This window comes from Ancylobacter sp. SL191, from assembly GCF_026625645.1.
Taxonomy (GTDB): Bacteria; Pseudomonadota; Alphaproteobacteria; order Rhizobiales; family Xanthobacteraceae; genus Ancylobacter.
This window is the reverse complement of the sequence record NZ_CP113056.1, coordinates 1,603,447-1,628,555: the sequence shown is the minus strand read 5'-3', so window position 1 is coordinate 1,628,555 and position 25,109 is coordinate 1,603,447. Positions and strand designations below refer to the sequence as shown.

Here is a 25,109-nt window from a genome sequence, read left to right as displayed (position 1 = left end):
CGGCGCCCCGCACGCGGTGTTTTATGGCTTGCTCCGAATGGCCCCTGGAGGAGTCAGACTTGCTATCCTCCACTGAAGGCGGCGCCCACGCGCTTGAAGGCGCGTAGCATCCCGCCCGTGAACGGCGCTACGCCGCACGGGAACACCCGACTTGGGCCGCGACGCCGCCGGGTGCGTTACTCCCGCCGACGCCGCCACCGCCCCCATCCCCCACGCCGGCCGCTCCGGACGCACCCCTCGGTGAGGACAGGTGCGGGCAGGATGACGGAGATTGGGGTGAATGTCTAGGTTTATTTTCCTAGGAAGCTCTGTCGCCGCGCTTGTTCAGCGGCGCCTCTGCCCATCGCCGCGCCTGTAACCGTCATCCCGGACGGCCGCAGGCCGAGCCGGGATCGCGCTCCGGCTTGCCCGATGTACGCGCCGCAGGCTCTCCAACGGATGACGATCCCGGCTCTCCGGCTACGCCTCCGGCCGGGATGACGGCATCTTTGTGAAGCGTCATCCCGGACGGCCAAAGGCCGATCCGGGATCGCGTGCCGCCTTGGTCACGCCGTCCCCCAACGCCGTCATCCCCGGACTTGATCCGGGGATCCACGACTTGATCCGAGCGAGGCGCAGGCAAGACGTGGATGGCCGGGCCAAGCCCGGCCATGACGGTGTGCGGGGGGGATGAGCGCGTCGGATGACGATCCCGGCTCTCCGGCTTCGCGGAGCCTGCCCTTGGGCTTGCCAAAGGCAAGACCCGAGGGGCCGGGATGACGACGAGATGGGGGGCAGGATGGAGGCCGGGATGACGGCCGCATTATGCAGAGTCATCCCGGACGGCCAAAGGCCGATCCGGGATCGGGTGCCGCCGTGCTCACGCGGTCGCCCTCCCAGAACCCCGTCATCCCCGTCCCCGGACTTGATCCGGGGATCAGCCCGGGGATCCACGACTTGGGCCAGCGCGGCGCAGGCAAGTCGTGGATGGCCGGGTCAAGCCCGGCCATGACGATGTGCGGGGATGGCGGGCCGCGCTCTTCGCTTCGCCGAAGCCTGCCGCCGCGCTCAGCGCAGCTTCAGGGTCGACAGGCCGATCAGCGCCAGAACCACGGCGATGATCCAGAAGCGGATGACGATCTGCGGCTCGGTCCAGCCCTTCTGCTCGAAATGATGGTGGATCGGCGCCATCTTGAACACGCGCTTGCCGGTGAGCTTGAACGAGGCGACCTGCACGATCACCGACACCGCTTCCAGCACGAACAGCCCGCCAATCACCGCCAGCACGATCTCGTGCTTGGTGGCGACCGCGATGGTGCCGAGGAGGCCCCCCAGCGCCAGCGAGCCGGTGTCGCCCATGAAGATCTGCGCCGGCGGGGCGTTGAACCACAGGAAGCCGATGCCGGCCCCGATCAAGGCGCCGCAGATCACCGCCAGTTCGCCGACGCCGGCGACATAGTGGATCTGCAGATAATCGGCGAACAGCACGTTGCCGGACAGGTAGGAGATCAGCCCGAAGCTGCCCGCCGCCACCATCACCGGCACGATGGCGAGGCCGTCGAGCCCGTCGGTCAGGTTCACCGCATTGCCGGCGGCGACGATGACGAAGGCGCCGAACACCACGAAGAACCAGCTCAGATCGACCAGCAGATCCTTGAAGAACGGAAAGGCCAGCGAGGAGGAGAGCGGCTCGCGGCCGATATGCATGATGACCACCGCGGCGATGCCGCCGATCAGCCCCTCAATGGCGAGGCGCGCCTTGCCGGAGAGGCCGTTATGGGTCTGCTTGGTCACTTTCAGATAGTCGTCATAGAAACCGATCAGCCCGAAGCCGAGCGTGACGAACAGCACCACCCAGACATAGGGGTTGGACAGGTTGCCCCAAAGCACGGTCGCGACCATCAGGCCCGAGAAGATCATCAGCCCGCCCATGGTGGGCGTGCCCTTCTTGGTGAGCAGGTGCGACTGCGGCCCGTCGGTGCGGATCGGCTGGCCCTTGCCCTGCTTCAAGCGCAGCAGCGCGATGATGGCCGGGCCGAACATGAAGACGAAGAGCAGCGCGGTGATGATCGCCCCACCGGTGCGGAAGGTGATGTAGCGAAAGACGTTCAGAGCCGGGAGGCTCTCCTGGAACTGGGCCAGCCATTGCAGCATCGGGTATCAACCTTCCGAAAGGGACGCGGGCCGGCACGGCGTGGTCACGGCGAGTCGGCGGGCGGGGCCATGCCCGCTGCCGGCAGAAAGCGCAAGAGGGCCCGCGACGGGACGCGCGGCCTCACGCGCGTCTCCCGATACCCGGACACCGCTCATTCCGGCGTCTCCGCCGCCAGCAGGTCGGCGCTCGGCTTGAAGCGCTCGGCCAGCGCGCGGGCAAGCACGCCCATACGGCTGCCATTGGAGCCCTTGACCGTCACCACATCCTCGGCGCGCAGCCGCTCGGCGACCTGCGGCAGGAGCGCGGCGGCATCGGGCGCCCAGGCGCCGCGCCGGCTCTCCGGCAGGGTTTCCCACAGGGAGCGCATCAACGGCCCGGCGCAGAAGACGAGATCGATCCCGGCGGTCGCGGGCGCGAGCCCGGCGTGCATGACGTCGCCCTGCGGGCCGAGTTCCAGCATGTCGCCGAGCACGGCGATGCGCCGCCCGCGCCCGCTCACCGGCATGCCGGCGAGCACGGCGAGCGCCGCGCGCATCGAGGCGGGATTGGCGTTGTAGCTCTCGTCGATCAGCAATGCCAGCCCGCCCTTGACGGCGAGCCGCGTGCGCACGCCGCGCCCCGGCGGCGGGCCGAAACTGGCGAGCGCCAGCGCGGCGAGCGCAAGATCGGCGCCGGCGAGCTTGGCCGCCGCCAGAACCGCCAGCATGTTCTGAATGATGTGGCGGCCGGGCAGGCCGACCTTGAAGCTCACCGTCTCGCCGAGAATATCGGCGGTGGCGGTCGCGCCATTGGGCTGGAGCGCGTGGGAGACGAGGCGCGCCTGCGCCTCCGGCGATTCGCCGAAGCCGATGATGGTGGCGATGCCGGCCGCCTGCGCCGCCGCCGCCAGCCGGTCGAAATGCGGGTTGTCGCGGTTGAGCACCGCCGCCCCGCCGGGCTCCACACCGAGGAAGATCTCCGCCTTGGCATCGGCGATGGCCTCGATGCTCGGGAACTGGGCGATATGCACCGGCTCTATGGTGGTGATGACCGCCACATGCGGGCGCACCATCCGGGTCAGCGGGGTTATCTCGCCGGCATGGTTCATGCCGAGCTCGAACACGCCATAGGCGCTGCCCGCCGGCAGGCGCGCCAGCGAGAGCGGCACGCCCCAGTGATTATTATAGGAGGCCGCCGAGGCATGGGTCGGCCCGTCCGCGCCGAGCGCGAGCAGCAGCGCCTCCTTGGTGGTGGTCTTGCCGACCGAGCCGGTGACGCCGACGATGCGGGCCTGGCTGCGCGCCCGCGCCGCCCGGCCGGCGGCTTCGAGCGCGCCGAGCACATCGTCCACCGCGAGCAGGGGCACGCCCGCCGGCATCTCCCCGGCCCGCCCGCGCTCGACCACGCACAGAGCCGCGCCCGCCTCGGCCGCCTTGCCGACATAGGCATGGCCGTCGCTATTGTCGCCGCGAATGGCGAAGAACGCGTCGCCCGGCTGGAGCGTACGGGTGTCGATGGAGACACCGGTGATGGCCGGAGCGAGCGTGCCGCCGGTCGCCTCGGCCAGCGCCTGCGGGGTCCAGAGCGGCGCGGAAGCGGCCATGGCGATCACTCCTCGATCAATCCCGCCGCGACGTCGCGGTCGGAGAAGGGCAGCACGCGGTCGCCGATGATTTGGCCGGTTTCGTGACCCTTCCCGGCGATCAGCACGACATCCCCTGCCCCGGCCATGGCGATGGCGGCGCCAATGGCCTCCGCCCGGTCGCCGATCTCGCGGGCGCCGGGGGCGGCGGCGAGCACGGCGGCGCGGATGCTGGCGGCATCCTCGCTGCGCGGATTGTCGTCGGTGACAATAGCGACATCCGCCTTCTCCGCCGCAATGGCGCCCATCAGCGGGCGCTTGCCCGTGTCGCGGTCGCCGCCGCAGCCGAACACGACGATGAGCCGACCGGTGGCGTAGGGGCGCAGCGCGTCGAGCGCGGTGGCGAGCGCGTCGGGCTTGTGGGCGTAATCGACGAAAATTCCGGCGCCCTTATGCGTGCCGACCAGTTCCAGCCGGCCGGGAACGCCCTCCAGCGTCTCCAACGCCTCAAATGTCGCCGCGCGCGGGCCGCCGGTGAGCAGGACGAGACCGGCGGCGATCAGCGCGTTGGACGCCTGGAAGGCGCCGACCAGCGGCAGCTTCAGCGTGCGGCGCTCACCCTCCGCCTCGATGTCGAGACGCTGGCCGAGCCCTTCATCCTGCCGCGCCAGCAGGGTGATGCCGGCCCCGGCATTGCCGATGCCGAGCACGTTCAGCTCATGCTCGGCAGCGACCTGCGCGACATGGCTGCCCTCGGTGGTGTCGACCCAGATCGCCGCCCCGCCGCCGCGCGGGACGAGCGCCCGGAACAGCCGCATCTTGGCCTCGAGATAGGCCTCCATGCTCGGGTGATAATCGAGATGGTCGCGCGACAGGTTGGTGAAGGCGCCGGCGGTGAGCCGCACGCCGTCCAGCCGGTGCTGGTCGAGCCCGTGCGAGGAAGCCTCCAGGCACAGATGCGTCACCCCTTCCTGCGCCAGCTGGTGGAGCGTGCGATGCAGGGCGATGGGGTCGGGTGTGGTGAGCGAGCCATAGACCGCGCCGGAGGGCGCGACGACGCCGAGCGTGCCGAGGCTCGCGCTGGCATGGCCGAGCCGCGCCCAGATCTGCCGGGTGAAGGCGGCGACGGATGTTTTCCCCGACGTGCCGGTGACGGCGACGATGGTGGCGGGCTGCTTGGGGAAGGCCCGCGCCGCCGCCAGCGCCACCGCGCGGCGGGCATTGCCGACCCGCACATAGGAAATCGCCGGATCGAGCCCCGGCGCCTCGCTCTCGCCGACCACGGCGACGGCGCCGCGCGCCACCGCGTCGCGGGCATAGGCCATGCCGTCGGCCTTGCTCCCGGCGAGCGCGAAGAACACGTCGCCGGCCCGCGCGGTGCGGCTGTCGAGCACCGGCTCGGCGACATCGAGCGTGGGGTCGGCGGCGCTGTAATCGGCGTCGTCGCCGATCAGCTCACCCAAGGTGAGCCGGCGCGCGCAGTCGGCGGTGGGGCGGATCCGGTCGGGCATTCCCGTCGTCCTGTTGTCCAGCCATGTCCGGCATAGCCGATTCCGCGCACTCTGACGCAGCGGAAATCAGCGGTGCCGCTTACGGCGCCTGCGCCAGCGTGTAATTGGTCAGCAGGCTTTCCGCCGTCGGCACGTCGGTACGCGGCATGATGCCGAGCATCGGGCCGATGCGGGAAATGATCTTGCCGGTGGTCGGCGCCGCGTTCCAGCCGGAGGTGGCAAAACCATAGGTGCCTTCCGCCGCCTGCGGCTCGTCGAGCATGACGAGGACGAGGTAATGCGGGTCGTCCATCGGGAAGATGCCGGTGAAGGTGGTCAGCAGCTTGGTCTTGGAGTAGCGGCCATTGATGACCTTCTCCGCCGTGCCGGTCTTGCCGCCGGCATACATGCCGGGCACGTTCACCTTCTTGGCCGAGCCCTTCTCGGCGTTGAGCCGGAGCAGATAGCGCATCTTGGCGCTGGTCTCCGGCTTGATGATGCGGGTGCCGAGCGCCTGCGCTTCCTCGGGCGTGCGCTTGAGAAACGTCGGCGGGATCAGCATGCCGCCATTGACCATAGCGTTCACCGCCATCACCGCCTGAAGCGGCGCGACAGCGAGACCATGGCCGAAGGAGATGGTGGCGGTGTTGAGCTCGCCCCAGCGCTTGGGCACGATGGGCGAGGCGCTTTCCGGCAGCTCGGTGCGCAGCCGGTCGAGCTGGCCGGCCTTCTTGAGGAACGCCTTATGCGCGTCGACGCCCAGCGCCAGCGCCATCTTCGCCGTGCCGATATTGGACGAGACGAGGAAGACTTCCGGCAGCGTCAGCACGCGGTTTTCCGCGTGGTAGTCGTGGATGCGGAACTTGCCGAATTGCAGCGCCCCGCGCGCGTCCAGCGTCGAATTGATGGTGAAGCGTCCGCTGTCCAGCGCCATGGCGAAGGTCAGCGCCTTGAAGGTCGAGCCCATCTCGAACACGCCGGTGGTCAGGCGGTTGAGGTTCTTCGGGTCGAGCGAGCGGGCGGGGTCATTGGCGTCGAAATCGGGCAACGACACCATGGCGATGATCTCGCCGGTGCGCACATCCACCACCGTGCCGGCGGCGGCGATGGCCTTGAACTTCTCCTTGGCCTCGAACAGTTCGTCGCGCAGCACATGCTGCACGCGCAGATCCATGGCGAGCTCGACCGGCTCCTGCTGGCGGTCCGAGGCGAAGCCGGCAAGGTGCAGATCGGCAAGGCCGCGCGTGTCGATCCACTTCTCGACGCCGGCAATGCCCTGATTGTCGATATTGGTCGAGCCGAGCACATGCGCGCCCAGCGTGCCGCCAGGATAGACGCGGCGGTTCTCGGTCATGAAACCGATGCCGGGCAGGCCGAGATTGTGGATCTCGCGCTGCTGCTGCGGGGTGATCTCGCGCTTCAGCCAGACGAAACCGCGATTGGAGGCGAGCCGCTGGCGCAGTTCGTCGGCGTTGATGTCCGGCAGCACGGCGGTGAGCGCCTCGACCGCCTCGTCGACGTCGATGAGCCGGCGCGGCTCGCCGAACAGCGAGGAGGACTTCACGTCGGTGGCGAGCACCAGGCCATTGCGGTCGAGCACGTCCGGCCGGGCCGAGGCCACCGCGTCGGAGGCGACGCCGCGCCGCGCCAGCGTGCCCTCGGGCGCCGAAGCAAACATGGCGAGGCGGCCGGCAATGCCGAGATAGACGCCGGAGAACACCAGCATGCACAGGATGATGCGGGCACGCGCCACGGCGTGCGGCTCGGGCCGGCCGCGGCCGGCGGCCATGCGGGCGGTGGCGACCAGACCGCGCAGCAGCGTCGCCGGCAGCCGCAGCACGGCCCGCGGCAGCGCCTTGAGGCGGGCGGACAGGGAGGAGAGGAACGCAGCCATCAGGGCAACCTCCGGATACTACTGGCCGACCGCGGCGGGCGGCAGGAGCGGACGCGCCGCGGCGGGATTGAGCGAACCGGCAAGCGAGCCCTGCGGTCCGGCGAAGCCGGGCCGCAACGGCGCCATATTGCCGGCGGCCGGCATCGCCGAGAGCGGCAGCGGCTGGCCGTTGCCGGTCGGTTCGGGGAGCGGCGCATCATCCGGCAGGCGGGCGACCGGTGTCGGCTTGGTGCGCGCCGCGCTCGGCGCCGGGGCCTTGGCCGCCGGCGGGGCCGGGTTGGGATTGGGGCCGTCCACCAGCGCCTCGATCATGCCGCCCAGCGCGTCGGTGTTCTGGTCGGGCTTGCCGGGCAGGCTGGCGAGGCGGTCCATGTGATCGACATCGAGCGGGCGCATGTCGAGATGGTTCTCGGCCAGCGCCTGGATGCGGTCGGGCGCGGTGCGGCGGGCCCATTCGGCGTTGAGCAAGGCGATGCGGTCGCGCTCGGCGCGGATCTCGTCGCGCAGCTGGGCGATCTTCTGCGCCTCGGACGCCGCCGAATACTTCACGTGATAGACCGCGCCGGCCGCGGCCAGCAGGGCGATGAGCGAGACGGCATTGAGTACGCGAAACATGTCTCGACCTCAGCGGCGGCTTTTGGCGTCCGGGGTGGGCGGCAGGAGCGAGGCGAGATCGCCCGGCGCGTGGGCGGGCGCCTCGGTGCGCGCACCGGCCCGCAGCTTGGCGGAGCGCGCACGGGGGTTCACCGCCAGCTCCGCCTCGCCCGCCTCCACCGCGCCGCGCGCCACCAGCCGGAAGCTGGTCGGCGCGCTCACCGCGAGCGGCAGGTGGCGCGAACCGGCATTGGCCTTCGCCCGGTTGGCGAGGAAGGTCTTCACGATGCGGTCTTCCAGCGAGTGGAAGGTGACAACCACCAGCCGCCCGCCGGGCTTCAGCACCCGCTCGGCGGCGGTGAGCGCGCGGGCGAGTTCGCCCAGCTCGTCATTCACCGCGATGCGCAGCGCCTGAAAGGTCCGCGTCGCCGGATGCGGCTCATGGGGCTTGGCCCACACCACCTTGGCGACGATGTCGGCGAGCTGCAGCGTGCGGGTGATCGGCTCGACCTGCCGCGCGGCAAGGATGGCGCGGGCGACGGCGCGCGAATGGCGCTCCTCGCCGAAGCGGTAGATGAGATTGGCGAGATCGGTCTCGGAAAGCGTCGCCACGAGATCGGCGGCCGAGGGCCCCTCCTTCGACATGCGCATGTCGAGCGGCCCGTCGCGGCGGAAGGAAAAGCCGCGCTCGCCCTCGTCGATCTGCATGGAGGAGACGCCGATATCGAGCACCACGCCGTCGATCCGGCCGGTGAGGCCCAGCCGCTCGGCGACCTCTTCCAGCTCGCTGAAGCGCTCATGCACAAGGGTGAGCCGGCCGGCGCTCGCCTCGACCATGGCCTGCCCGCCGGCAATGGCGGTCGGGTCGCGGTCAATGGCGACCACACGGCACTCGGCGGCGGCGAGAATGGCGCGTGTGTAGCCGCCGGCGCCGAAGGTGCCGTCGACATAGACGCCGCCATCCTCCGGCGCGAGATGGGTGACGACTTCCGCGAGCAGGACCGGCAGATGGCGGGCCGGTCCGCCGGCAGCGTCCGTCTCCGAACCGCCGCGACCCGCCATCATGCCCCCTCGGCGCGTGTGACACGCGCCGCCCCCTGAGACCCCAGCTCTTCCTTCAGCGCGCGCACCTTCGCCTTGGCCTCGGCCAGATGCGCCCGGAAGCGGCTGGGCTCCCAGATTCGAAATGAATCGCCGAGGCCGACCAGCACGGCCTCGGTCGCGATCTGCGCGTGCGTCTTCAAGGTCTCGCTCAGCACCACCCGGCCCTCCGGATCGAGACGCAGCGTCTCGATCGATCCATAGAGCGCCGTGGCCAGCTCCTCGCGGGCCTCCGAATAGGGCGGATAGCGCTCGATCAGACTGTCGATCCCCGCCATCAGCCGCCCGCCGCCGGCCTGAAGGGCCGGCAGGTCGAGCGCGGGATGGCAATAGACATGCTCCAGCCCGTCGCGCGCGATCAGCGCCCGGAAGGGCGCGGGGATCGACATCCGGCCCTTGGAATCGAGCCGCATCGGATAGGTCGATACGAAACGATCCATCGGCTCCGGAAACTCCCGCGCCAGTCCACGCCTGCGCACACCACCCGGCGGTCGCACACAGCCTCTCGACAGGCGCCTTGAGGGCACCGCCGGCCGGGCTGACATGGAACTGCAACGGGATGATTTGGGATACCATGGGCTGTGATGGGCGTCAATGGAACGGCCTTGGCGGAACCTGCCCAGGGCGCCGTTGCCCTGGGTGATTCCCGCCGTGACCGGGGATTGCCGATTAACGCTCCATGAACCTTAAGAATCTGTTGAATCGGGCGCGCCGCGCGCTTAGCTCGCGTCATGACCGACGCTGCCCCCACCTTCCCCGCCGATTCCCCGCTTGCCGCCGAGGTGCTGCCCTCGCCGAACCATGGCGAGCGTGTGGGCGTTACGCGGCCTGACATCCTGCTGCTGCACTACACCGGCTTGGAATCGACCGCGCAGGCGGTGGAGTGGCTGCGCAGTCCCGAGCGGCAGGTCTCGGCTCACTATGTCGTGTTCGAGGATGGCCGGATCATTCAGCTCGTGCCGGAAGCGCGGCGCGCCTGGCATGCGGGGGTGAGCTGCTGGGGCGGGGCGCGCGACATCAATTCGCGCTCCATCGGCATCGAGATCGCCAATCCCGGCCATGATTTCGGCTACCCGCCCTTCCCCGCGATCCAGATCGAGGCGGTGACGGCGCTGTGCAAGGACATCCTCACCCGCCACCCCATCCCACCCGACCGGGTGCTCGCCCATTCCGACGTCGCCCCGGCGCGCAAGAACGATCCCGGCGAAAAATTCCCCTGGGAGGCGCTGCACCGCTTCGGTGTCGGCCATCTGGTGGAGGAGACGCCGCCGGTCGATGGGCGCTTCTTCATGCGCGGCGAGCACGGCCAGCCGATCGAGGCGCTGCAGGCGATGCTGGCGCTCTATGGCTATGAGGTGCCGGTGAGCGGCACCTATTGCGACCAGACGGAAGCGGTAGTGCGGGCCTTCCAGCGGCATTTCCGCCGCTCGCGCGTGGACGGCATCGCCGATGTCTCGACGCTGCAGACGCTCTACCGGCTCTGCATGTCGCGCCCTGAAACAGACGCCGGCGACGCCTGAAATTTCGCCATGGCTGAATGGGCGGCAACGCGCGACAGGAAGTTGCGCACGAGGAGCCCCGCCCGCAACGAAAGTCACTGAACGCCCAGGTTGCGCCGCAATAGGTGCGCACGCACCGCGACTTTAGCGGACCGTTCATGTCTAGGGCGAGACATGGGCCAGCCGAGCCTCATTCGGGTCAGATTGTCCAGGCTTTTCGCCGGCCTCGTCATCATCCTGAAAAGGCTACAGCCCGGTAATGCTGATCTCGCGTCTCGTCTGTGCTTCCCTTGTGACTTCACTCATCAGTCTGAGCGGTGCCACTCTCGCCCATGCCGCGTCGAACAACGATCGTTCGTCCTCGCTGGAGAGCCTTCATCCGGAAACATCTGTGACGGGAACGGATAAACTGGTCGCGCTGGTCGACCGCGAGGCGAAGGCGAACGGCATTCCCGTCGCGCTGGCCCGCGCCGTGGTGCGCATCGAGAGCAACTGGAACGTGCGGACGACGGGGCGCGCCGGCGAGGTCGGGCTCATGCAGATCAAGCACCAGACCGCGCGCGGCGTCGGCTACACCGGCTCGCGCGCGGCGCTCTACGAGCCCGCCACCAACATCAAGTTCGGCATGCGCTACCTCGCCGGGGCCTATCGGCTGGCGGGTGGCGATACCTGCGGCACCGTGATGCGCTACCAGGGTGGCCATGGCGCCACCCGCATGTCGTCCGCCGCGCGGGCCTATTGCGGCAAGGCCCGCACCATCATGGCGGCCAATTAATCCGGCCGACGCGTTTCGCGTGCAGGGCGGGCGGACGACAGGTTGTGCGTAGCGCCGCCCGCCCCGCGCGTGATCAATTCCCCGGCGCCGCCGCCGTGAGGAAGCGGGCCACCCGCGCGATCACCTGCTGATGCACGCTGGCACGGTCCGCCCCCGCCGGGTCGGCGCAGATCGGGTCCTCGCCCTCGGCCTTGAGCAGTTCCGGCGCCGCCGGCTTGCACAAAGCGAGGAAGCTGTAATGGTCCGCCGGCGCGATGGTCTCATGCACGAAATGCGGGATGAACGCGGCGAAGTTGCCGCCGGTCGGGCCGACATCCACGGCCTCCCAGACCGGGTTCCCCAGGCTGACCACCTCGACCGGCACGGTGATGCCCTTCAGGCTGTCCGGCGTATAGACCTTGGCCATGGCCGGATCGACCGCCACCACACGGCTGATGCGCGGGTCGCGCAGATCCTGCTCGAAGGGCCCCTTCGGCACCTCGTCGAACGCCACCCCACCCTTGGAGAAGAACAGGCAGTCCTTCTTCCCCTCGGCCGGCACGGCGCAGTAGCGGGCGAAGGCGTCGCGGTCCGGGCGCGCGCCGGCGAGCGTCATCGCCGTCACCCCGCCGAGCGAGAAGCCGAGCACCGAGATCCGGCTGGTGTCGATATGCGGGCCGAGTTCCGGGTCCGTAAGCAGGCCGTCGAGCAGCGCGCGCACATCCTGCGCCCGCTCCCAGTGCCGGACGCTGCGGCGGGGCGAACTGTCGCCGGAGGTGCTGCCGGGATGGTTGACGCCAGCAACGATGAAACCCTGCGCGACAAGCCCGTTCGCCAGCCAGGACAGGCTGTCGATATTGCCGCCGGAGCCATGCGAGAGCAGCACCAGCGGCAGCTTTCCGGCCGGATAGGGCGCGCCCATATAGGCGGGCGCGCCGATGAAGACGGCATTGTCGCCGATCGGCGCGCGGTAGGTCCGCCCCTGCGTCGGGTACCAGACCGACGCCTTGAGCGGCGCCCCGCGCAGCGGCGCGGCAATGTCGAGCCGCTCATGGCCGGGGATCGGCGCGGCGGGGCTCGTCAACGGGCTCGCCTCCTGCGCCGCGGCCGGAAGGCCGGACAGCGGCGCCAGAAGTAGCGCAAGCGCGAGCACCTGCCGAGAGTGCGGGCGGCGGGTGGACGGACGGGCGGGAAACGTGGTCATGGGGGGTCTCCGTGGCGGGATGCCGGAGCGCACAGCAGCGAAAATCGTCCCGCGAGGAGACCTGAAACCGGATAGAGGTCGACAGGAACCGGCTTGAGGACGGAAGAAGGGAGCACGCCCCCTCCCCGGCCTCCCCCGCGCCGGCCTACCGAGCCCGCCATGCCCGAGCCCGCCCATTTCACCGCCCCATTTACGGCCCACTTGGCCGCCATGCCCGCCTTCCCCGTCCCGGTCTTCGCGGCGGCATTGCTGCTCTATCTGCTGCTGCGGCTCCTCCTGCGCGGCGAGGGCAATGGCTGGCAGCGCGCGCTGGTCGGCCTCGCGGCCCTGCAATCGCTGATCGTGGCCGCCACGCAATATTACGGCATTGAGGCGCTGCGGCCGGTGCAGCCGGTGACCGCGACGCTGGTGCCGGTCGCCGCCTATCTCGCCTTCCTCGCCAGCGCGGTGCGGCCGGTCGATCCCGCGCGCGACTGGGTGCATCTCGGCGCGCCGGTGTTCACCGCCTTCTGCCTCGCCTTCGCGCCGGTGACGCTCGACGCGGTGATCGTCCTCGTCTTCATTGCCTATGGCGCGGCGATGCTGCTGGCCTTGCGCGGCGGCGAGGATGCGCTGCCGCGCATCCGGCTGGAGAGCGGCGGGCCCTCGCTCACCGCCTGGCGGCTGCTGGCGCTGCTGCTGCTCGGCTCGGCGCTCAGCGATCTCGCCATCACCCTCGCCGATCTCGCCGGCGCCATCGCCTGGCGCGGCGTCATCGTCAGCCTCACCTCCTCGCTGCTCCTGCTGGCGCTCGGCCTCGCCGGGCTGGAACGCGCCGGCGACGAGCCCGATGAGGAGGCGGACGCCCTTCCCCTGTCGCCCGCCCCGGCCAGCGATGGCGCGGCGCTTGAAGCCGACCGCGCGCTGGTCGCCCGCGCCCGCGCGCTGTTGCAGGCGCAGAAGCTCGCCGCCGACCCGGACCTCACCCTCGCCCGCCTCGCCCGCCGGCTGAGTGTGCCCGCCAAGGCGCTGTCTGGCGCGGTGAACCGGGTGGAGGGGCGCAATGTCAGCCAGTTCGTCAACGCCTTCCGGGTCGAGGCGGCCTGCGCGGCGCTGACCGCCGGCGCGCCGGTGACGCAGGCCATGCTCGATGCCGGCTTCCGCACCAAATCCAACTTCAACCGCGAATTCCGCCGCCTGACCGGCCTCAGCCCGACCGAATGGCGCGCCGCCGCCAGCCCGCCGCCCACCGGAGAGATCGCCCCGCGCCCTTGACGGCGCCCGCCGCCTCCCCCATTGCTGCCCCGCCAGCCGGCCGGACGGCCGCGTCATTCGCAAGAATGCCGAGGAAAGTCCGGGCTCCACGGAGACACGGTGCCGGATAACGTCCGGCGGGGGCGACCCCAGGGAAAGTGCCACAGAAATCAGACCGCCACGGGTTCGCCCGCGGCAAGGGTGAAACGGTGCGGTAAGAGCGCACCGCGCGTCCGGCAACGGAAGCGGCAGGGCAAACCCCACCGGGAGCAAAGTCGTATAGGGGTGGCGCGAGGTTCGCCTCATGTCCTGTCTTCGGACAGCCGCCCGGGTTGACTGCTCGAGGCGCCAGGTAACTGGCGTCCCAGAGGAATGGCCGTCGCGCGGGAGCAATCCCGCCTTACAGAACCCGGCTTACAGGCCGGCTGGCACCCAATCCCCCCGCGCAAGGACCGTCAAGGCCCTGCCCTTCCGGCACATGGCCGGCGGGCGCCGGCTTTGCTATGCCTTCCGGCAACCAAGGGGACACCGCATGATCCGCATCATTCTCGCAGGCGCCACCGGCTGGGTCGGCCGCGCCCTCGTGCCCGCCATCGCCCGGGCGCCCGATCTCGAACTCGTCGCGGCCATCTCGCGCAACCATGCCGGCACCGATCTCGGCGTCGCGCTGGACGGCAAGCCCTCCGGCGTGCCGGTCGTCGCCCGCATCGAGGAGGCGCTCGCCACCCCGGCCGATGTGCTGATCGACTATACCAAGCCCAATGTGGTGAAGGCCCATGCGCTCGCCGCGCTGAAGGGCGGGCTGCATGTCGTCATCGGCACCTCCGGTCTCGGCGCCGCCGATTATGCCGAGCTCGACACGGAAGCCATGGCGCGCGGGCGCGGCCTGCTCGCCGCCGGTAATTTCTCGGTCACCGCGACGCTGCTGAAGCGCTTCACGCTGGAAGCGGCGAAATATGTCGCCGATGTCGAGCTCATCGACTACGCCTCTGCGGCCAAGCCCGACGCACCCTCCGGCACCGGCCGGGAACTCGCCGAGGCGCTGGCCGGCGTGCGGCAGGGCGCGACCAGCCGCCCGGTTTCCGAGGTGGTCGGCGTGCCGGAAACGCGCGGCGGCGCCTTTGGCGAGGGAGCGCATGAGGTGCGCGTCCATGCGCTGCGGCTTCCCTCCTTCGTGCTCGGCGTGGAGGCGATCTTCGGCGCGCCGGACGAGCGGCTCACCATCCGCCACGACGCCGGTTCCTCGGCCGCGCCCTATGTCGCCGGCACGCTGCTGGCGACGCGCAAGGTCAGCGGCTGGACCGGGGTGCGGCGCGGCCTCGATACGCTGCTGGACTGATCGCCGGTCAGCCGGACCTCAGTCCGTGCCGCCCTCGGCCTCCGGGCCGGGGATCGGGCTGGCGAAGCGCCGCTCATTGGTGAAGGAGCGCACATTGCTGGACGAAGCCGTGCCGGTTGAACCGGTCGGCGTCGTGTCCAGCCCCAGCCATTTGGCGAGCGGAATGGCGGCCGGCGGCAATGGCACGCCGGGCGGCCGCGTCGTGGCGGGCGCGGGCTTGGGCGCCGCGGCGGGTTTCGGCGCGGGCGCTGGGTAACCTTGAGCCGGATAATTTTGGGTCGGATACCCCTGCGCCGGATAGGCCGCCGGCGCCGGTTGACCGGGATAGCCACCCGCCGGATAGCCGCCAACCGGATAGCCTTGCGGCGGATAGGCCTGTTGGGCCGGATAGCCCGTCGCGGGCCGGACGGCCGGCGGCGGCGCGGGCGTGCGGTAATTCGGATCGACGCCATGCCCATAGGTCGCGCCATAGCCCGGCTGCGGCGTCAGCGGCATCGGCTCGCCGGGCGCTCCCAGCGGCGCGGGCGCCGCCGCCGGCGCGGCCGGCGCACGAGCGACGGGCGCGGGATAGGCCGGGGCGGCGGCAGGATAGCCGGCTGCCGGATAAAGCGAGCCTTGAGCGGCGGCGGGCGCGCTGCCCGGACCGAAATCCTCCTGCGTGCCCGGCTCGGCCTCACCCTCCGCCGCATTGGCCATCGGCCCGGCCGGCATCGGCCGCAGCAGCGGCGGCGCCTTGAACACCGGCAGATTGGGCGGGCGCGGCGGCGTGACGTTCGGGTTGCACGAGGTGCGCCCGGCGCGGCGCATCAGGTCCACATGGATGTGGTCGTAATGATAGATGTTGTAGCCCGGCCCGAGCGTGGTGGTGAAACGCTGGCAGCCGGTTGCCTGCACGGTGCGCAGGAAGCCCTGCTCGTCCGGGCGACCCTTCCAGCCGGTCTTGACCAGAATGATGCGGCCATCGGCCAGCTCGAAGCCGCCAATGTCCAGCGCATTGCCGAAGGCATGTTCGGAGATCTTGCCCGCCGGCCCGCCATTCATGTTGCGGCAGGAATAGGAGGACATCTGCTTCACCTTCGCCACGGGCTGGCCGAACCAGGCCATGGCGGCGGGCTGTATGTCCTCGAGCATCCAGCGGTCGACGGCGGAGGTCATCGGGCAGGCAAGCGTCGCCTTTGGCGCCACCTCCACCGTGCCCTGGTTGAAGGCCAGCACCCGGAAGGGATGGTCCATGCCACAGGTGCCGGCGCCGTCAATCTCCCGGATCGGGATGATGTAGGCGGAGGGCTTGACCTCGCCCCCCGCCAGACACCGTTCCTCAGCTTCCGAGCGCCAGGGTTCGCGCCGATCGAACAGCCCGAACTTGCAACCGGAAAGCCCCAGAAGGACGAGCGGGGCTACGAGAAACCAGGATACGCCGCGCGTCATGGGCGCAAGCTAGGCCGAACTTGGTTGACAGCCGGTTAAGCAAGACCAAGCACAAACAAAAACGGCCGGAGGAGATCCCCCGGCCGTTATTTCGATTTTTTAACTAATGCCTCAATGCCCGAGGTTCTTGACGATATCCTCGACCATTTTCTTGGCGTCGGCGAAGAGCATCATGGTGTTGTCGCGGAAGAACAGCTCGTTCTCCACGCCGGCATAGCCGGCCGCCATGCCGCGCTTGATGAACAGCACGGTCTTGGCCTTTTCCACGTCCAGGATCGGCATGCCGTAGATCGCCGAGGTCGGGTCGGTCTTCGCCGCCGGGTTGGTCACGTCATTGGCGCCGATGACGAAGGCCACATCCGCCTGCGCGAACTCCGAGTTGATGTCCTCGAGCTCGAACACCTCGTCATAGGGCACGTTGGCCTCGGCCAGCAGCACGTTCATGTGCCCGGGCATGCGGCCCGCCACCGGGTGGATGGCGTATTTCACCTCGACGCCCTCGGCCTTCAGCCGGTCGCCCATCTCGCGCAGCGCGTGCTGGGCCTGCGCCACCGCCATGCCGTAGCCCGGCACGATGATGACCTTGGCCGCGTTCTTCATGATGAAGGCCGCGTCCTCGGCCGAGCCCTGCTTGACCGGCCGCGTCTCGACCGCCCCCGCCGGACCGGCCGCGGCGTCGCCGCCGAAGCCGCCGAGGATCACCGAGACGAAGCTCCGGTTCATGCCCTTGCACATGATGTAGGACAGGATCGCGCCGGAGGAGCCCACCAGCGCGCCGGTGATGATCAGCGCCGTGTTGCCCAGCGTGAAGCCGATGCCCGCCGCCGCCCAGCCGGAGTAGGAGTTCAGCATCGACACCACGACCGGCATGTCCGCCCCGCCGATCGGGATGATCAGGAGGCCGCCGAAGATCAGGCTGGCGATGACGATCAGCCAGAACACGGTGTGGCTCTCGGTCACGGTGAGCACGCCGATCAGCACCACGATCAGCGCCGCCAGCGCGATGTTGATGAGGTGGCGGGCCGGCAGCAGGATCGGCTTGCCGCTCATATTGCCGTTGAGCTTGGCGAAGGCGATCACGGAACCCGTAAAGGTGATCGCGCCGATGGCGACACCGAGGCTCATCTCGATCAGCGCCTGGGCGTGGATCTCGCCGGGCAGGCCGATGTTGAAGGCTTCCGGCGCGTAGAGCGCGGCCGCCGCCACCATCACCGCGGCCAGGCCGACCAGCGAGTGGAAGGCCGCGACCAGCTGCGGCATCTGCGTCATGGCGATGTTCTTGGCGATATAGGCGCCGGCGCCGCCGCCAATGGCGAGGCCGCCGATCACCAGCGCCCAGCCGCCCAGACCCGCCGGCGGGGACGCCGCGAGCGTGGTCAGGATGGCGATGGTCATGCCGACCATGCCGAACAGATTGCCCTGGCGCGAGGTGGCGGGGCTGGAGAGCCCGCGCAGCGCCATGATGAACAGGACGCCCGAGACGAGGTAGAGCAGCGCGACGATATTGGCGTTCATCGGGGCGCCCTCACTTCTTCTTCGAGTACATGGCGAGCATGCGGCTGGTCACCAGGAACCCGCCGAAGATGTTCACCGCCGCCAGAATGAGGCCGAGGAAGCCGAAGCCCCGCGCCCAGCCCGTGCCTTCCGCCACCGTGTCGACGCCGACCGCCAAGAGCGCGCCGACCACGATCACCGAGGAGATGGCGTTGGTCACGCTCATCAGCGGCGTGTGCAGCGCCGGGGTCACCGACCACACCACGTAATAGCCGACGAACACCGCCAGCACGAAGATGGCGAGGCGGAACACGAAGGGATCGATCGCCCCGCCCGACAAAGCGTGCGCCGCGTTCCCCGCGATCTCCGCATAATGCTGGGTCGCCGCGTCCGCATAGGCCTGCGCCGCCTCCGCCGCCTGCCGCGCCACTTCCGCGGCGGTGCGCGCGCCCTCCACCGCGTTCTGGGCGATCGGATCGCCCGCTACCGGATTGGCCATTTCCTAATCCCCTGAAGCCTCGACGCCGGGTCGCTGCATCTGCCGCGCCGCGACCGGCCTGTCCCCTGAAGGTGCCGGGCGCAACCGCCCGGATGTTTCGTCATGTCAGGCGCCAAGCGCCCGGAAGGTCTGGTGGGCGCGGGGCGCCCTGTCGGGTGCCCGACCCCGGCCCTGCCGATCCGACCCGATCCCGTCCGACCGTCCCCCGCCCCTCTCGCCGTCATCCCCATCCCTCTCGCCGTCATCCCCGGGCTTGACCCGGGGATCCAGCGGAGCCGCTGGAGGGACGAAGCCAGGCGGAGCGCCCGGTCGTGGATCCCCGGGTCAACCCCCGGATCAAGTCCGGGGCCGGGGATGACAAGGTGGGGGCGGACGATCCCGGCTCGGCCTTGCGGCCGTCCGGGATGACGACGGAAGGACGGCCCGCGGGAGGCCGGCGCGGTCAGGCCGCGCTCGCCTCGGCCGGCTTGAAGTTCGGGTGCACGATGGCCCCGTCCTTGGTCAGCAGCGTCGCCTTCACCAGCTCGTCGTCCCACTTCACGGCAAGCGCCTTCGACCCCTTGTCGATCAGCGTCTCGACGAAGGCGTAGAGGTTCTTGGCGTAGAGCTGCGAGGCGGTCGCCGCCAGACGGCCGGGCACGTTGAGATGGCCGACAATCTTGACGCCGTTGTCGGTCGTCACGACCTCGCCGGGCACCGCGCCGACCACATTGCCGCCGCGCTCGACCGCGAGGTCGACGATCACCGAGCCCGCCTTCATCGCCGCCACCATCTCGGCCGAGATGAGCTTGGGGGCCGGGCGGCCGGGGATCAGCGCCGTGGTGATGACGATGTCCTGCTTGGCGACGTGGCTCAAGGTGAGCGCCGCCTGCTTGGCCTGATACTCCGCCGACATCTGCTTGGCGTAGCCGCCCGCCGTCTCGGCCTGCTTGAACTCCTCGTCCTCGACGGCGATGAACTTCGCCCCGAGAGACTCGACCTGTTCCTTCGCCGCCGGGCGCACATCGGTCGCCGAGACCACCGCGCCAAGGCGCCGGGCGGTGGCGATCGCCTGAAGACCGGCGACGCCCGCGCCCATGACGAAGACGCGCGCCGCCGGCACCGTGCCGGCCGCCGTCATCATCATCGGGAAGGCCCGGCCGAACTCGGCGGAAGCGTCGATCACCGCGCGGTAGCCGGCAAGGTTGGCCTGGGAGGACAGCACGTCCATCACCTGCGCGCGGGTGATGCGCGGCATCAGCTCCATGGCGAACAGGCTGGCGCCCATCGCCGCGATCTCGGCAAGCGCCGCCTCATTGCCATAGGGGTCGGCGATGGCGATCACCAGCGCGCCGGGCTTCACGCCCTTGAGCGCCGCGGCCTCCGGCCGGCGCACCGCCAGCACGACATCCGCGCCGGAAATCGCCGCCGCATTATCCGCCGCGATCGACGCTCCCGCGCCGGCAAACTCCGCATCGCTCACGCCCGAAGCGAGCCCCGCCCCCGACGCAACCACAACCTCCGCGCCCAGACCCACAAATCGCTTCACCGTCTCCAAAGACGCCGAAACCCGTGGCTCTGTCGCGGCCGTTTCCTTCAACACGGAAAGGCGCATATCTTCCTCCTCCCGAAGGCCGTTTCGTCGGCTGTTATTCGCTTGTCGACCGCACCGGCGTTGGCGGCACCGGGCATGAGGTGGCCCCCGGCGGTCTCTCGCGGAAGCCGCCGCCGCCCGGTCGCCAAAGGCGCACACGGGAAGCCGGTCGGCCTCACCCCGAATTGGTATACAGAATTCCGAATGCCAGCAAGATGATTCCGTCAGGCCGTCGCGAAGATGGTTGACGACCTCGGCCTCGCATGGGAACCACAGGCCGTGCGCGCCATCGGCGCGCCGCCACGGGTGCCAGAGCACCCGCCCCCTCCGACCCCGGAGCGCCAGGTCGCCCGGCCGGAGGTCTCACGCGATCCGACACGAGGCAAGGGTGCCAGAGCGCCTGCGATGCACGTCCAGTAAGGGCGGAAGTTACCGACAGGTCAAGCGCGCCGCCTCGCTGTCCCCGCGAAGAATTGAACGCCGCGTCGCGGCACAGACACGTTGCAGTGCAAGATAACCCGCCAGAGACAGCGGCGGTGTTTTGGTCCATATGAAGGCGTGCTGGCGACCAGCGGCGCACGCCACGACGGAGGATGACATGGTGATCAGGCGGGAACGCGCGACGAAGATCGTGGCGACCCTTGGACCCGCTTCTTCGAGCCCGGAGATGATCAAGGCCCTTTACATGGCCGGCGTCGACGTCTTCCGGCTCAATTTCAGCCACGGCACGCAGGAGAACCACGGCCGTGTGCTCGGGGCCGTGCGGGCGCTGGAAGCCGAGGTCGGCCGTCCCATTGGCGTACTCGCGGATCTGCAGGGGCCGAAACTTCGCCTCGGCAAGTTTGTCGACGGCGCCATCACCCTGACCGCCGGCACCACCATCCGCTTCGACGCCGACCCGACTCCGGGCGACGAGAAGCGCGTGCCGATCCCGCATCCCGAGATTCTCGAAGTCCTGCATGAGGGCTCGACCGTGCTGCTCGACGACGGCAAGGTCCGCGTCCGCGTGGTCAAGAAGGGCAATGGCTTCATCGAGGCCCAGGTGATCGCCGGCAACCGGCTGTCCAACAATAAGGGCTTCAACGTTCCTGACGTCGTGCTGCCGGTCTCGGCGCTGACCGACAAGGACCGCTCCGACCTGTTCTTCGCCCTCGACCTCGGCGTCGAGTGGATCGCGCTGTCCTTCGTGCAGCGCCCGGAGGACGTGATCGAGGCCAAGGAGCTGATCCAGGGCCGCGCCCAGATCAACCTGAAGCTGGAGAAGCCGCAGGCGGTCGAGCACCTCACCCGCATCACCGAGCTGTCGGACAGCATCATGGTGGCGCGCGGCGATCTCGGCGTCGAGCTGTCGCTGCCGGAAATCCCGGCGCTGCAGAAGCGCGTGATCCGCGAATCGCGCCGTCTCGGCAAGCCGGTGATCGTCGCCACGCAGATGCTGGAATCGATGATCTCCGCCCCGGTGCCGACCCGCGCCGAGGTCTCCGACGTCGCCACCGCCGTCTATGACGGCGCCGACGCGGTGATGCTCTCCGCCGAAAGCGCCGCCGGCCAGTACCCGGTCGAGGCGGTCGCGATGATGGACCAGATCATCAAGAACGTGGAGCGCGACCCTGGCTACCGCGCCATCATCGAATCGCAGCGCCCGGAGGCCGGCACCACGGTCGCCGACGCGGTGACGCACGCGGCCTATCAGGCGGCGATGTCGGTCGATGCGGCGGCCATCGTCACCTACACGCTCTCCGGCACCACCACGCTGCACGCCGCGCGCGAGCGGCCGCGCGTGCCGATCGTCGGCATCGCCAGCCAGCTCTCCACCGCCCGCCGGCTGGTGCTGTCCTATGGCGTGCATGTCGTCCATGCGCCGGAGGAGATCCACACCTTCGGCGAGATGGCGACCAAGGCGACGCAGGTCACGCTCGAGCATGGCTTCGCCAAGGAGAATGACCGCATCGCCATCACCGCGGGCGTGCCCTTCGCGACGCCGGGCACCACCAACGTGATGCGCCTCGTCACCATCGACAAGGTGATGCTGGCCCGCCTGCCCGGCAACAAGCCGGCGGAAGCGGCCAAGCCGCGCGCGGCCGCCCGCGAGAATCGCGGCGGCGCCGTCACCCGCTCCAAGCCCGTCGCCAAGGGCGGCAAGGGTGCGGGCGGTGCCGGCAAGCCCGGCGAGCGTCGCGGCGGCAATGGCGGCGCGCGCCGTCCGGCCTGAAGCCGACCTCACCGACCAACAGAAAGGCCCTCCGCATGGAGGGCCTTTTTCGTTTCAGAGGTCCGGCTTGGGAGGCGGCAGGCAGGTCGCGCCAGCGCCCAGCGGGCGCTGCATCAGCACCGAATCGAGCCAGCGGCCGAATTTGAAGCCGACATCGCGGAACACCCCGACCGGCGCGAAGCCGTGACGGCTGTGCAGGGCGATGGAGCCGGCATTGGCGCTGTCGCCGATCACCGCCACCATCTGCCGCCACGGCCCGGCCTCGCAGCGGGCGATCAGCGCGCCCATCAGCGCCGTGCCGATGCCGCGCCCGCCTTGGCCCGGTGCGACATAGACGGAATCCTCAAGCGTGTGGCGATAGGCCGGGCGGGGCCGGTAAAGCGTGGCGTAGCAATAGCCGACGACACCCTCGCGCGTCTGCGCCACCAGATAGGGCAGGCCATGGCCGAGGATGGCGGCGCGGCGGGCGTGCATCTCGTCGAGGGTCGGCGGCACCTCCTCGAAGGAGGCGGTGCCGGTCAGCACATGATGGGCGTAGATCGCCTGCACCGCATCCATGTCGGCGTCGGTCGCCGTGCGCACCTGCACCAGGGGGGAATTCACCCGCGCCGCCTTACTGAAGCGCGGCGGTCGCGGCCGGCGTGCCGAGTGAGGCGGCGGCCGGCGCATTGGTGGCGGGGGGACTACTCGCCGGCGCCGCCGCGAGGGCACGGCCGGAATAGGGATCGGCCAGCGCCGCGTCGGGCTGGCTCACCGGGATCTTGCGCGAGGTAAAGGCCGCGAGCTTTTCCGGGCCGGAGGAGCGCAGAATGTCGCGGAAGCTGCGGTGCATGCCGCCATCGACATAGGACGGTGCGGGCGGAATAGCCGCGGCGAGAGCGGCCGCCTCGGCATCCTCCGCCGCCTGGCGCTGCTTTACCGCCTCGGCCACCTCGACGCTGCCGGGCACCGCCGGGCAAGGCCCGAGCGGATCGAGCGTGGCATCGAACGGCGTCGGCCCGTCATTGAAGCGGTAGCGCCCGGCGCAGGCGGTCACCATCGGCGGGCGGCGGGTGACGTTGAAATACTCCACCCCCTCCTGAAGGTTGCGCCAATAAGCCAGGTTCGGGTCGCGCCGATGCGCGGCGAAATTGGCCGGCGTCATGCGGAAGGGCAGCGCCTGCACCTGGAAGCTCTGCTGCCCGCCCTTCAGCGCCTCGCGGGCGATGGCGTAGATTTCCGTCACGCCATTATCGGTCATGGCGTAGCAGCCGGCGGAGGTGCAGGCGCCGTGCACCATCAGGGCGCTGCCGGTGTAGCCGAGCGCGGTTTCCAGCTGGTTCGGGTAGCCGAGATTGAAGGAGAGGTAATATTGCGAGCGCGGGTTGAGCTGCGCCGGCGTGACTTCATAGAAGCCCTCCGGCGCCTGCCGGTCGCCCTCGCGGGTCTTCGGGCCGAGCTTCCCGGACCAGCGGCACATCGGGTAGGTCTTCAAGAGCGCGTACTGGCCGGTGCGGGTGCGCTTCCACACCTCAAGCTCGCTCTCCTGCTTGTAGATGCGGATCATGATCGGGTCTTCGGGCGTCATGCCCTTCTTGGTCATGTCCGCCACGATGGCCGGGCTCAGCGGCACCGCGCCGCGATCGTCGGAATCCATCGACGCGCAGCCGCCCAGCGCGGTGGCAAGGCCGAGAACAAGCAAAAGGCCCAGCCGGGCCATCAGTCTGGTCGAACGCACACTCAAGCTCCCGACGGCGATCCGCCGCGCACGGGGCCCACCCGGCGTCGCCTGCGGGACACCGATGCCGGCCGTCATCGCGCCCATCATGGTTTGCCATTCATGAAGAAAATGGCACCACGGCGACGGCTCTTACCCGCGAGAGCTTGCGCGGCAAGGATCCGCGCCGTGTTGCGCGCCTCAGCTCACGTCATCGTGACCCGCGTGGGGCCTATTGGCTGGGGGTCGGGTAGGTCGTGGCTCCCGGCACCAGCCGCACCGGCTCGCCCACGGTCGAGGTCGCCGGCGTCGTGCGGGTGGAGGACGGCGTGACGCCCGGCAGGGTCGGCGGGGTGGCGAAAGGCGTGCTCTGGCTGGGCGACTGCACCGGGCGGGCCGGGGCGCGGTCGATCACCGTGCCGGCCGGCACCTGTCCGGGCGTCACCTTCGGCGTGGTGCTCGGCGCGAGCTGGCTCGATACGGCCGGTCCGGGCACCTGCGGATAGCCTTCCACCGGATCGACGAGGTTGCCCTGCGGATAGGCGCCGGGCGCGCCGGGCTGATAGACAGGCTGGGCCTGCGGCACGGCCGTGCCATAGCGGCGCGTGCTGCGGGCGCGCGAGGTCTCCGCCGGCGCGGCGGTCTGCTGCGGCTCGCCGCCCATCCAGCCGCCAAGCACGGTGCCGTCGCCTTGCAGGCCGGAGGGATAGGCCATCGGCCCGCCGATCTGACCAAGGCCGGCCGGCTCGCCCATCGGCTTGCCATAGGGCTGCCAGGCCTGCGGCAGGAAATAGCCGTTGATCGAATAGCGGTACATGACGCGCAGCAGATCCTGCTCGCTGGCGCCGACCTGACAGAGGCGCAGGCGCATGGACAGGATGCCGCGGTCGCGCCAGATCACATAGAGCGGCACCTGCGACTGGATGCGCTGCCAGGCATAGATGCACAATTCGCCATTGCCGGCATTGCCGATGGCGTAGTTGAACGGCCCGTAGCGGTTCTGGACGAAATAGTTGGAGACATGCATGGCGACGCCGGGCACGCGCTCCAGCATCTCGTTGTCCAGCAATTCGTCGTTCAGATAGTCGTCCTGCTTGAGATTTTCCCAGCCGGTGCGGCCTTTCACCGGGCCGAAGAACACGACATGGATCGCGTTCTGGCCGGGCGTGCGGGCCTGCGTCTCTAGCACGATCTCCTGCTCGACCGCGTTGAGATAGTCCGTCTCCAGCACGGTGACGACGCGCGGCGTCGAGCCCGGCTCGGGGAGGATCAACGCCTCGGCCACGGGCACTTCAACGGTCGCGGTGGCGACCTGCGGATTCTGGCCGACCAGCGGGTACGGGGCGCACCCCGCCATGGCAAGGGCGACGGACACCGCAAGACACCCGAGGCGAGCTATGCGCC

Annotated in this window: 20 protein-coding genes and 1 other RNA gene; 6 read left to right on the top strand and 15 right to left on the bottom strand. The window is 69.8% G+C overall.

Features of this window, described 5'->3' with window-relative positions:
• Nucleotides 1–1,047: 1,047 nt before the first annotated feature.
• The 7 genes from mraY to OU996_RS07305 all read right to left on the bottom strand — a co-directional run bounded on the left by mraY (nt 1,048) and on the right by OU996_RS07305 (nt 9,214).
• A complete protein-coding gene (gene mraY, locus OU996_RS07335) occupies nt 1,048–2,133 on the bottom strand; it encodes a phospho-N-acetylmuramoyl-pentapeptide-transferase (RefSeq protein ID WP_267584960.1) in 1,086 nt (361 codons plus the stop codon).
• 152 nt (nt 2,134–2,285) lie between these two features.
• The gene (locus OU996_RS07330; protein WP_267584959.1) at nt 2,286–3,716 is read right to left on the bottom strand and encodes a UDP-N-acetylmuramoylalanyl-D-glutamyl-2,6-diaminopimelate--D-alanyl-D-alanine ligase; all 1,431 of its coding nucleotides are present in this window, start codon (nt 3,714–3,716) and stop codon (nt 2,286–2,288) included.
• 5 nt (nt 3,717–3,721) lie between these two features.
• On the bottom strand, nt 3,722–5,206 hold the full coding sequence (locus OU996_RS07325; RefSeq protein WP_267584958.1) for a UDP-N-acetylmuramoyl-L-alanyl-D-glutamate--2,6-diaminopimelate ligase: 1,485 nt from the start codon (nt 5,204–5,206) through the stop codon (nt 3,722–3,724).
• 79 nt (nt 5,207–5,285) lie between these two features.
• Nucleotides 5,286–6,974 carry a peptidoglycan D,D-transpeptidase FtsI family protein gene (locus tag OU996_RS07320; RefSeq protein ID WP_267585632.1) on the bottom strand — a complete coding sequence of 563 codons (1,689 nt, stop codon included), beginning with the start codon at nt 6,972–6,974 and terminating at the stop codon, nt 5,286–5,288.
• 123 nt (nt 6,975–7,097) lie between these two features.
• Entirely contained in the window at nt 7,098–7,694 is a 597-nt protein-coding gene (gene ftsL / locus OU996_RS07315; RefSeq protein ID WP_267584957.1) for a cell division protein FtsL, read from the bottom strand.
• A gap of 9 nt (nt 7,695–7,703) precedes the next feature.
• The gene (gene rsmH / locus OU996_RS07310) at nt 7,704–8,738 is read right to left on the bottom strand and encodes a 16S rRNA (cytosine(1402)-N(4))-methyltransferase RsmH (protein ID WP_267584956.1); all 1,035 of its coding nucleotides are present in this window, start codon (nt 8,736–8,738) and stop codon (nt 7,704–7,706) included.
• On the bottom strand, nt 8,735–9,214 hold the full coding sequence (locus OU996_RS07305) for a division/cell wall cluster transcriptional repressor MraZ (RefSeq protein ID WP_267584955.1): 480 nt from the start codon (nt 9,212–9,214) through the stop codon (nt 8,735–8,737). Before OU996_RS07305 ends, rsmH begins: the two co-directional genes overlap by 4 nt.
• Nucleotides 9,215–9,505: 291 nt before the next feature.
• On the opposite strand from OU996_RS07305, the gene OU996_RS07300 reads away from it, so the two are divergent.
• Complete coding sequence (locus OU996_RS07300; RefSeq protein ID WP_267584954.1) at nt 9,506–10,294, top strand: N-acetylmuramoyl-L-alanine amidase; 789 nt, start codon at nt 9,506–9,508, stop codon at nt 10,292–10,294.
• Between the two features lie 370 nt (nt 10,295–10,664).
• Nucleotides 10,665–11,048, top strand: coding sequence for a lytic transglycosylase domain-containing protein (locus tag OU996_RS07295; RefSeq protein ID WP_267584953.1), 384 nt, complete (start codon nt 10,665–10,667; stop codon nt 11,046–11,048).
• 73 nt (nt 11,049–11,121) lie between these two features.
• On the opposite strand, the gene OU996_RS07290 is transcribed toward OU996_RS07295, so the two are convergent.
• Nucleotides 11,122–12,231 (bottom strand): alpha/beta hydrolase family protein, encoded by a 1,110-nt coding sequence (locus OU996_RS07290; protein ID WP_267584952.1) that lies wholly within the window; start codon nt 12,229–12,231, stop codon nt 11,122–11,124.
• Between the two features lie 159 nt (nt 12,232–12,390).
• Between OU996_RS07290 and OU996_RS07285 the strand changes: the two genes are divergently transcribed.
• The 3 genes from OU996_RS07285 to dapB all read left to right on the top strand — a co-directional run bounded on the left by OU996_RS07285 (nt 12,391) and on the right by dapB (nt 14,803).
• On the top strand, nt 12,391–13,485 hold the full coding sequence (locus OU996_RS07285; protein WP_267584951.1) for a helix-turn-helix domain-containing protein: 1,095 nt from the start codon (nt 12,391–12,393) through the stop codon (nt 13,483–13,485).
• Nucleotides 13,486–13,517: 32 nt separating this feature from the next.
• Nucleotides 13,518–13,897, top strand: an RNA gene (rnpB, locus tag OU996_RS07280) — RNase P RNA component class A.
• A gap of 99 nt (nt 13,898–13,996) precedes the next feature.
• Nucleotides 13,997–14,803 (top strand): 4-hydroxy-tetrahydrodipicolinate reductase, encoded by an 807-nt coding sequence (dapB, locus tag OU996_RS07275; RefSeq protein WP_267584950.1) that lies wholly within the window; start codon nt 13,997–13,999, stop codon nt 14,801–14,803.
• Between the two features lie 18 nt (nt 14,804–14,821).
• On the opposite strand, the gene OU996_RS07270 is transcribed toward dapB, so the two are convergent.
• From OU996_RS07270 to OU996_RS07255, 4 genes are all read right to left on the bottom strand, one after another.
• On the bottom strand, nt 14,822–16,231 hold the full coding sequence (locus tag OU996_RS07270) for an extensin family protein (RefSeq protein WP_267584949.1): 1,410 nt from the start codon (nt 16,229–16,231) through the stop codon (nt 14,822–14,824).
• A gap of 111 nt (nt 16,232–16,342) precedes the next feature.
• Entirely contained in the window at nt 16,343–17,746 is a 1,404-nt protein-coding gene (locus tag OU996_RS07265) for an NAD(P)(+) transhydrogenase (Re/Si-specific) subunit beta (protein ID WP_267583758.1), read from the bottom strand.
• A 10-nt stretch (nt 17,747–17,756) separates the two neighbouring features.
• Nucleotides 17,757–18,224: a proton-translocating transhydrogenase family protein gene (locus OU996_RS07260; RefSeq protein ID WP_267583759.1), complete on the bottom strand. Its 468-nt coding sequence runs from the start codon at nt 18,222–18,224 to the stop codon at nt 17,757–17,759.
• 442 nt (nt 18,225–18,666) lie between these two features.
• Nucleotides 18,667–19,818, bottom strand: a complete 1,152-nt coding sequence (locus tag OU996_RS07255) for a Re/Si-specific NAD(P)(+) transhydrogenase subunit alpha (protein ID WP_267584948.1) — start codon at nt 19,816–19,818, stop codon at nt 18,667–18,669.
• A gap of 577 nt (nt 19,819–20,395) precedes the next feature.
• On the opposite strand from OU996_RS07255, the gene pyk reads away from it, so the two are divergent.
• On the top strand, nt 20,396–22,009 hold the full coding sequence (pyk, locus tag OU996_RS07250; RefSeq protein WP_267584947.1) for a pyruvate kinase: 1,614 nt from the start codon (nt 20,396–20,398) through the stop codon (nt 22,007–22,009).
• Nucleotides 22,010–22,063: 54 nt separating this feature from the next.
• Here pyk and OU996_RS07245 read toward each other — a convergent pair whose 3' ends face one another.
• From OU996_RS07245 to bcsN, 3 genes are all read right to left on the bottom strand, one after another.
• On the bottom strand, nt 22,064–22,612 hold the full coding sequence (locus tag OU996_RS07245) for a GNAT family N-acetyltransferase (protein WP_267584946.1): 549 nt from the start codon (nt 22,610–22,612) through the stop codon (nt 22,064–22,066).
• Nucleotides 22,613–22,622: 10 nt separating this feature from the next.
• Complete coding sequence (locus OU996_RS07240) at nt 22,623–23,708, bottom strand: L,D-transpeptidase family protein (RefSeq protein WP_420712751.1); 1,086 nt, start codon at nt 23,706–23,708, stop codon at nt 22,623–22,625.
• 229 nt (nt 23,709–23,937) lie between these two features.
• Nucleotides 23,938–25,080 carry a cellulose biosynthesis protein BcsN gene (gene bcsN / locus OU996_RS07235; protein WP_267584945.1) on the bottom strand — a complete coding sequence of 381 codons (1,143 nt, stop codon included), beginning with the start codon at nt 25,078–25,080 and terminating at the stop codon, nt 23,938–23,940.
• Nucleotides 25,081–25,109 lie beyond the last annotated feature (29 nt).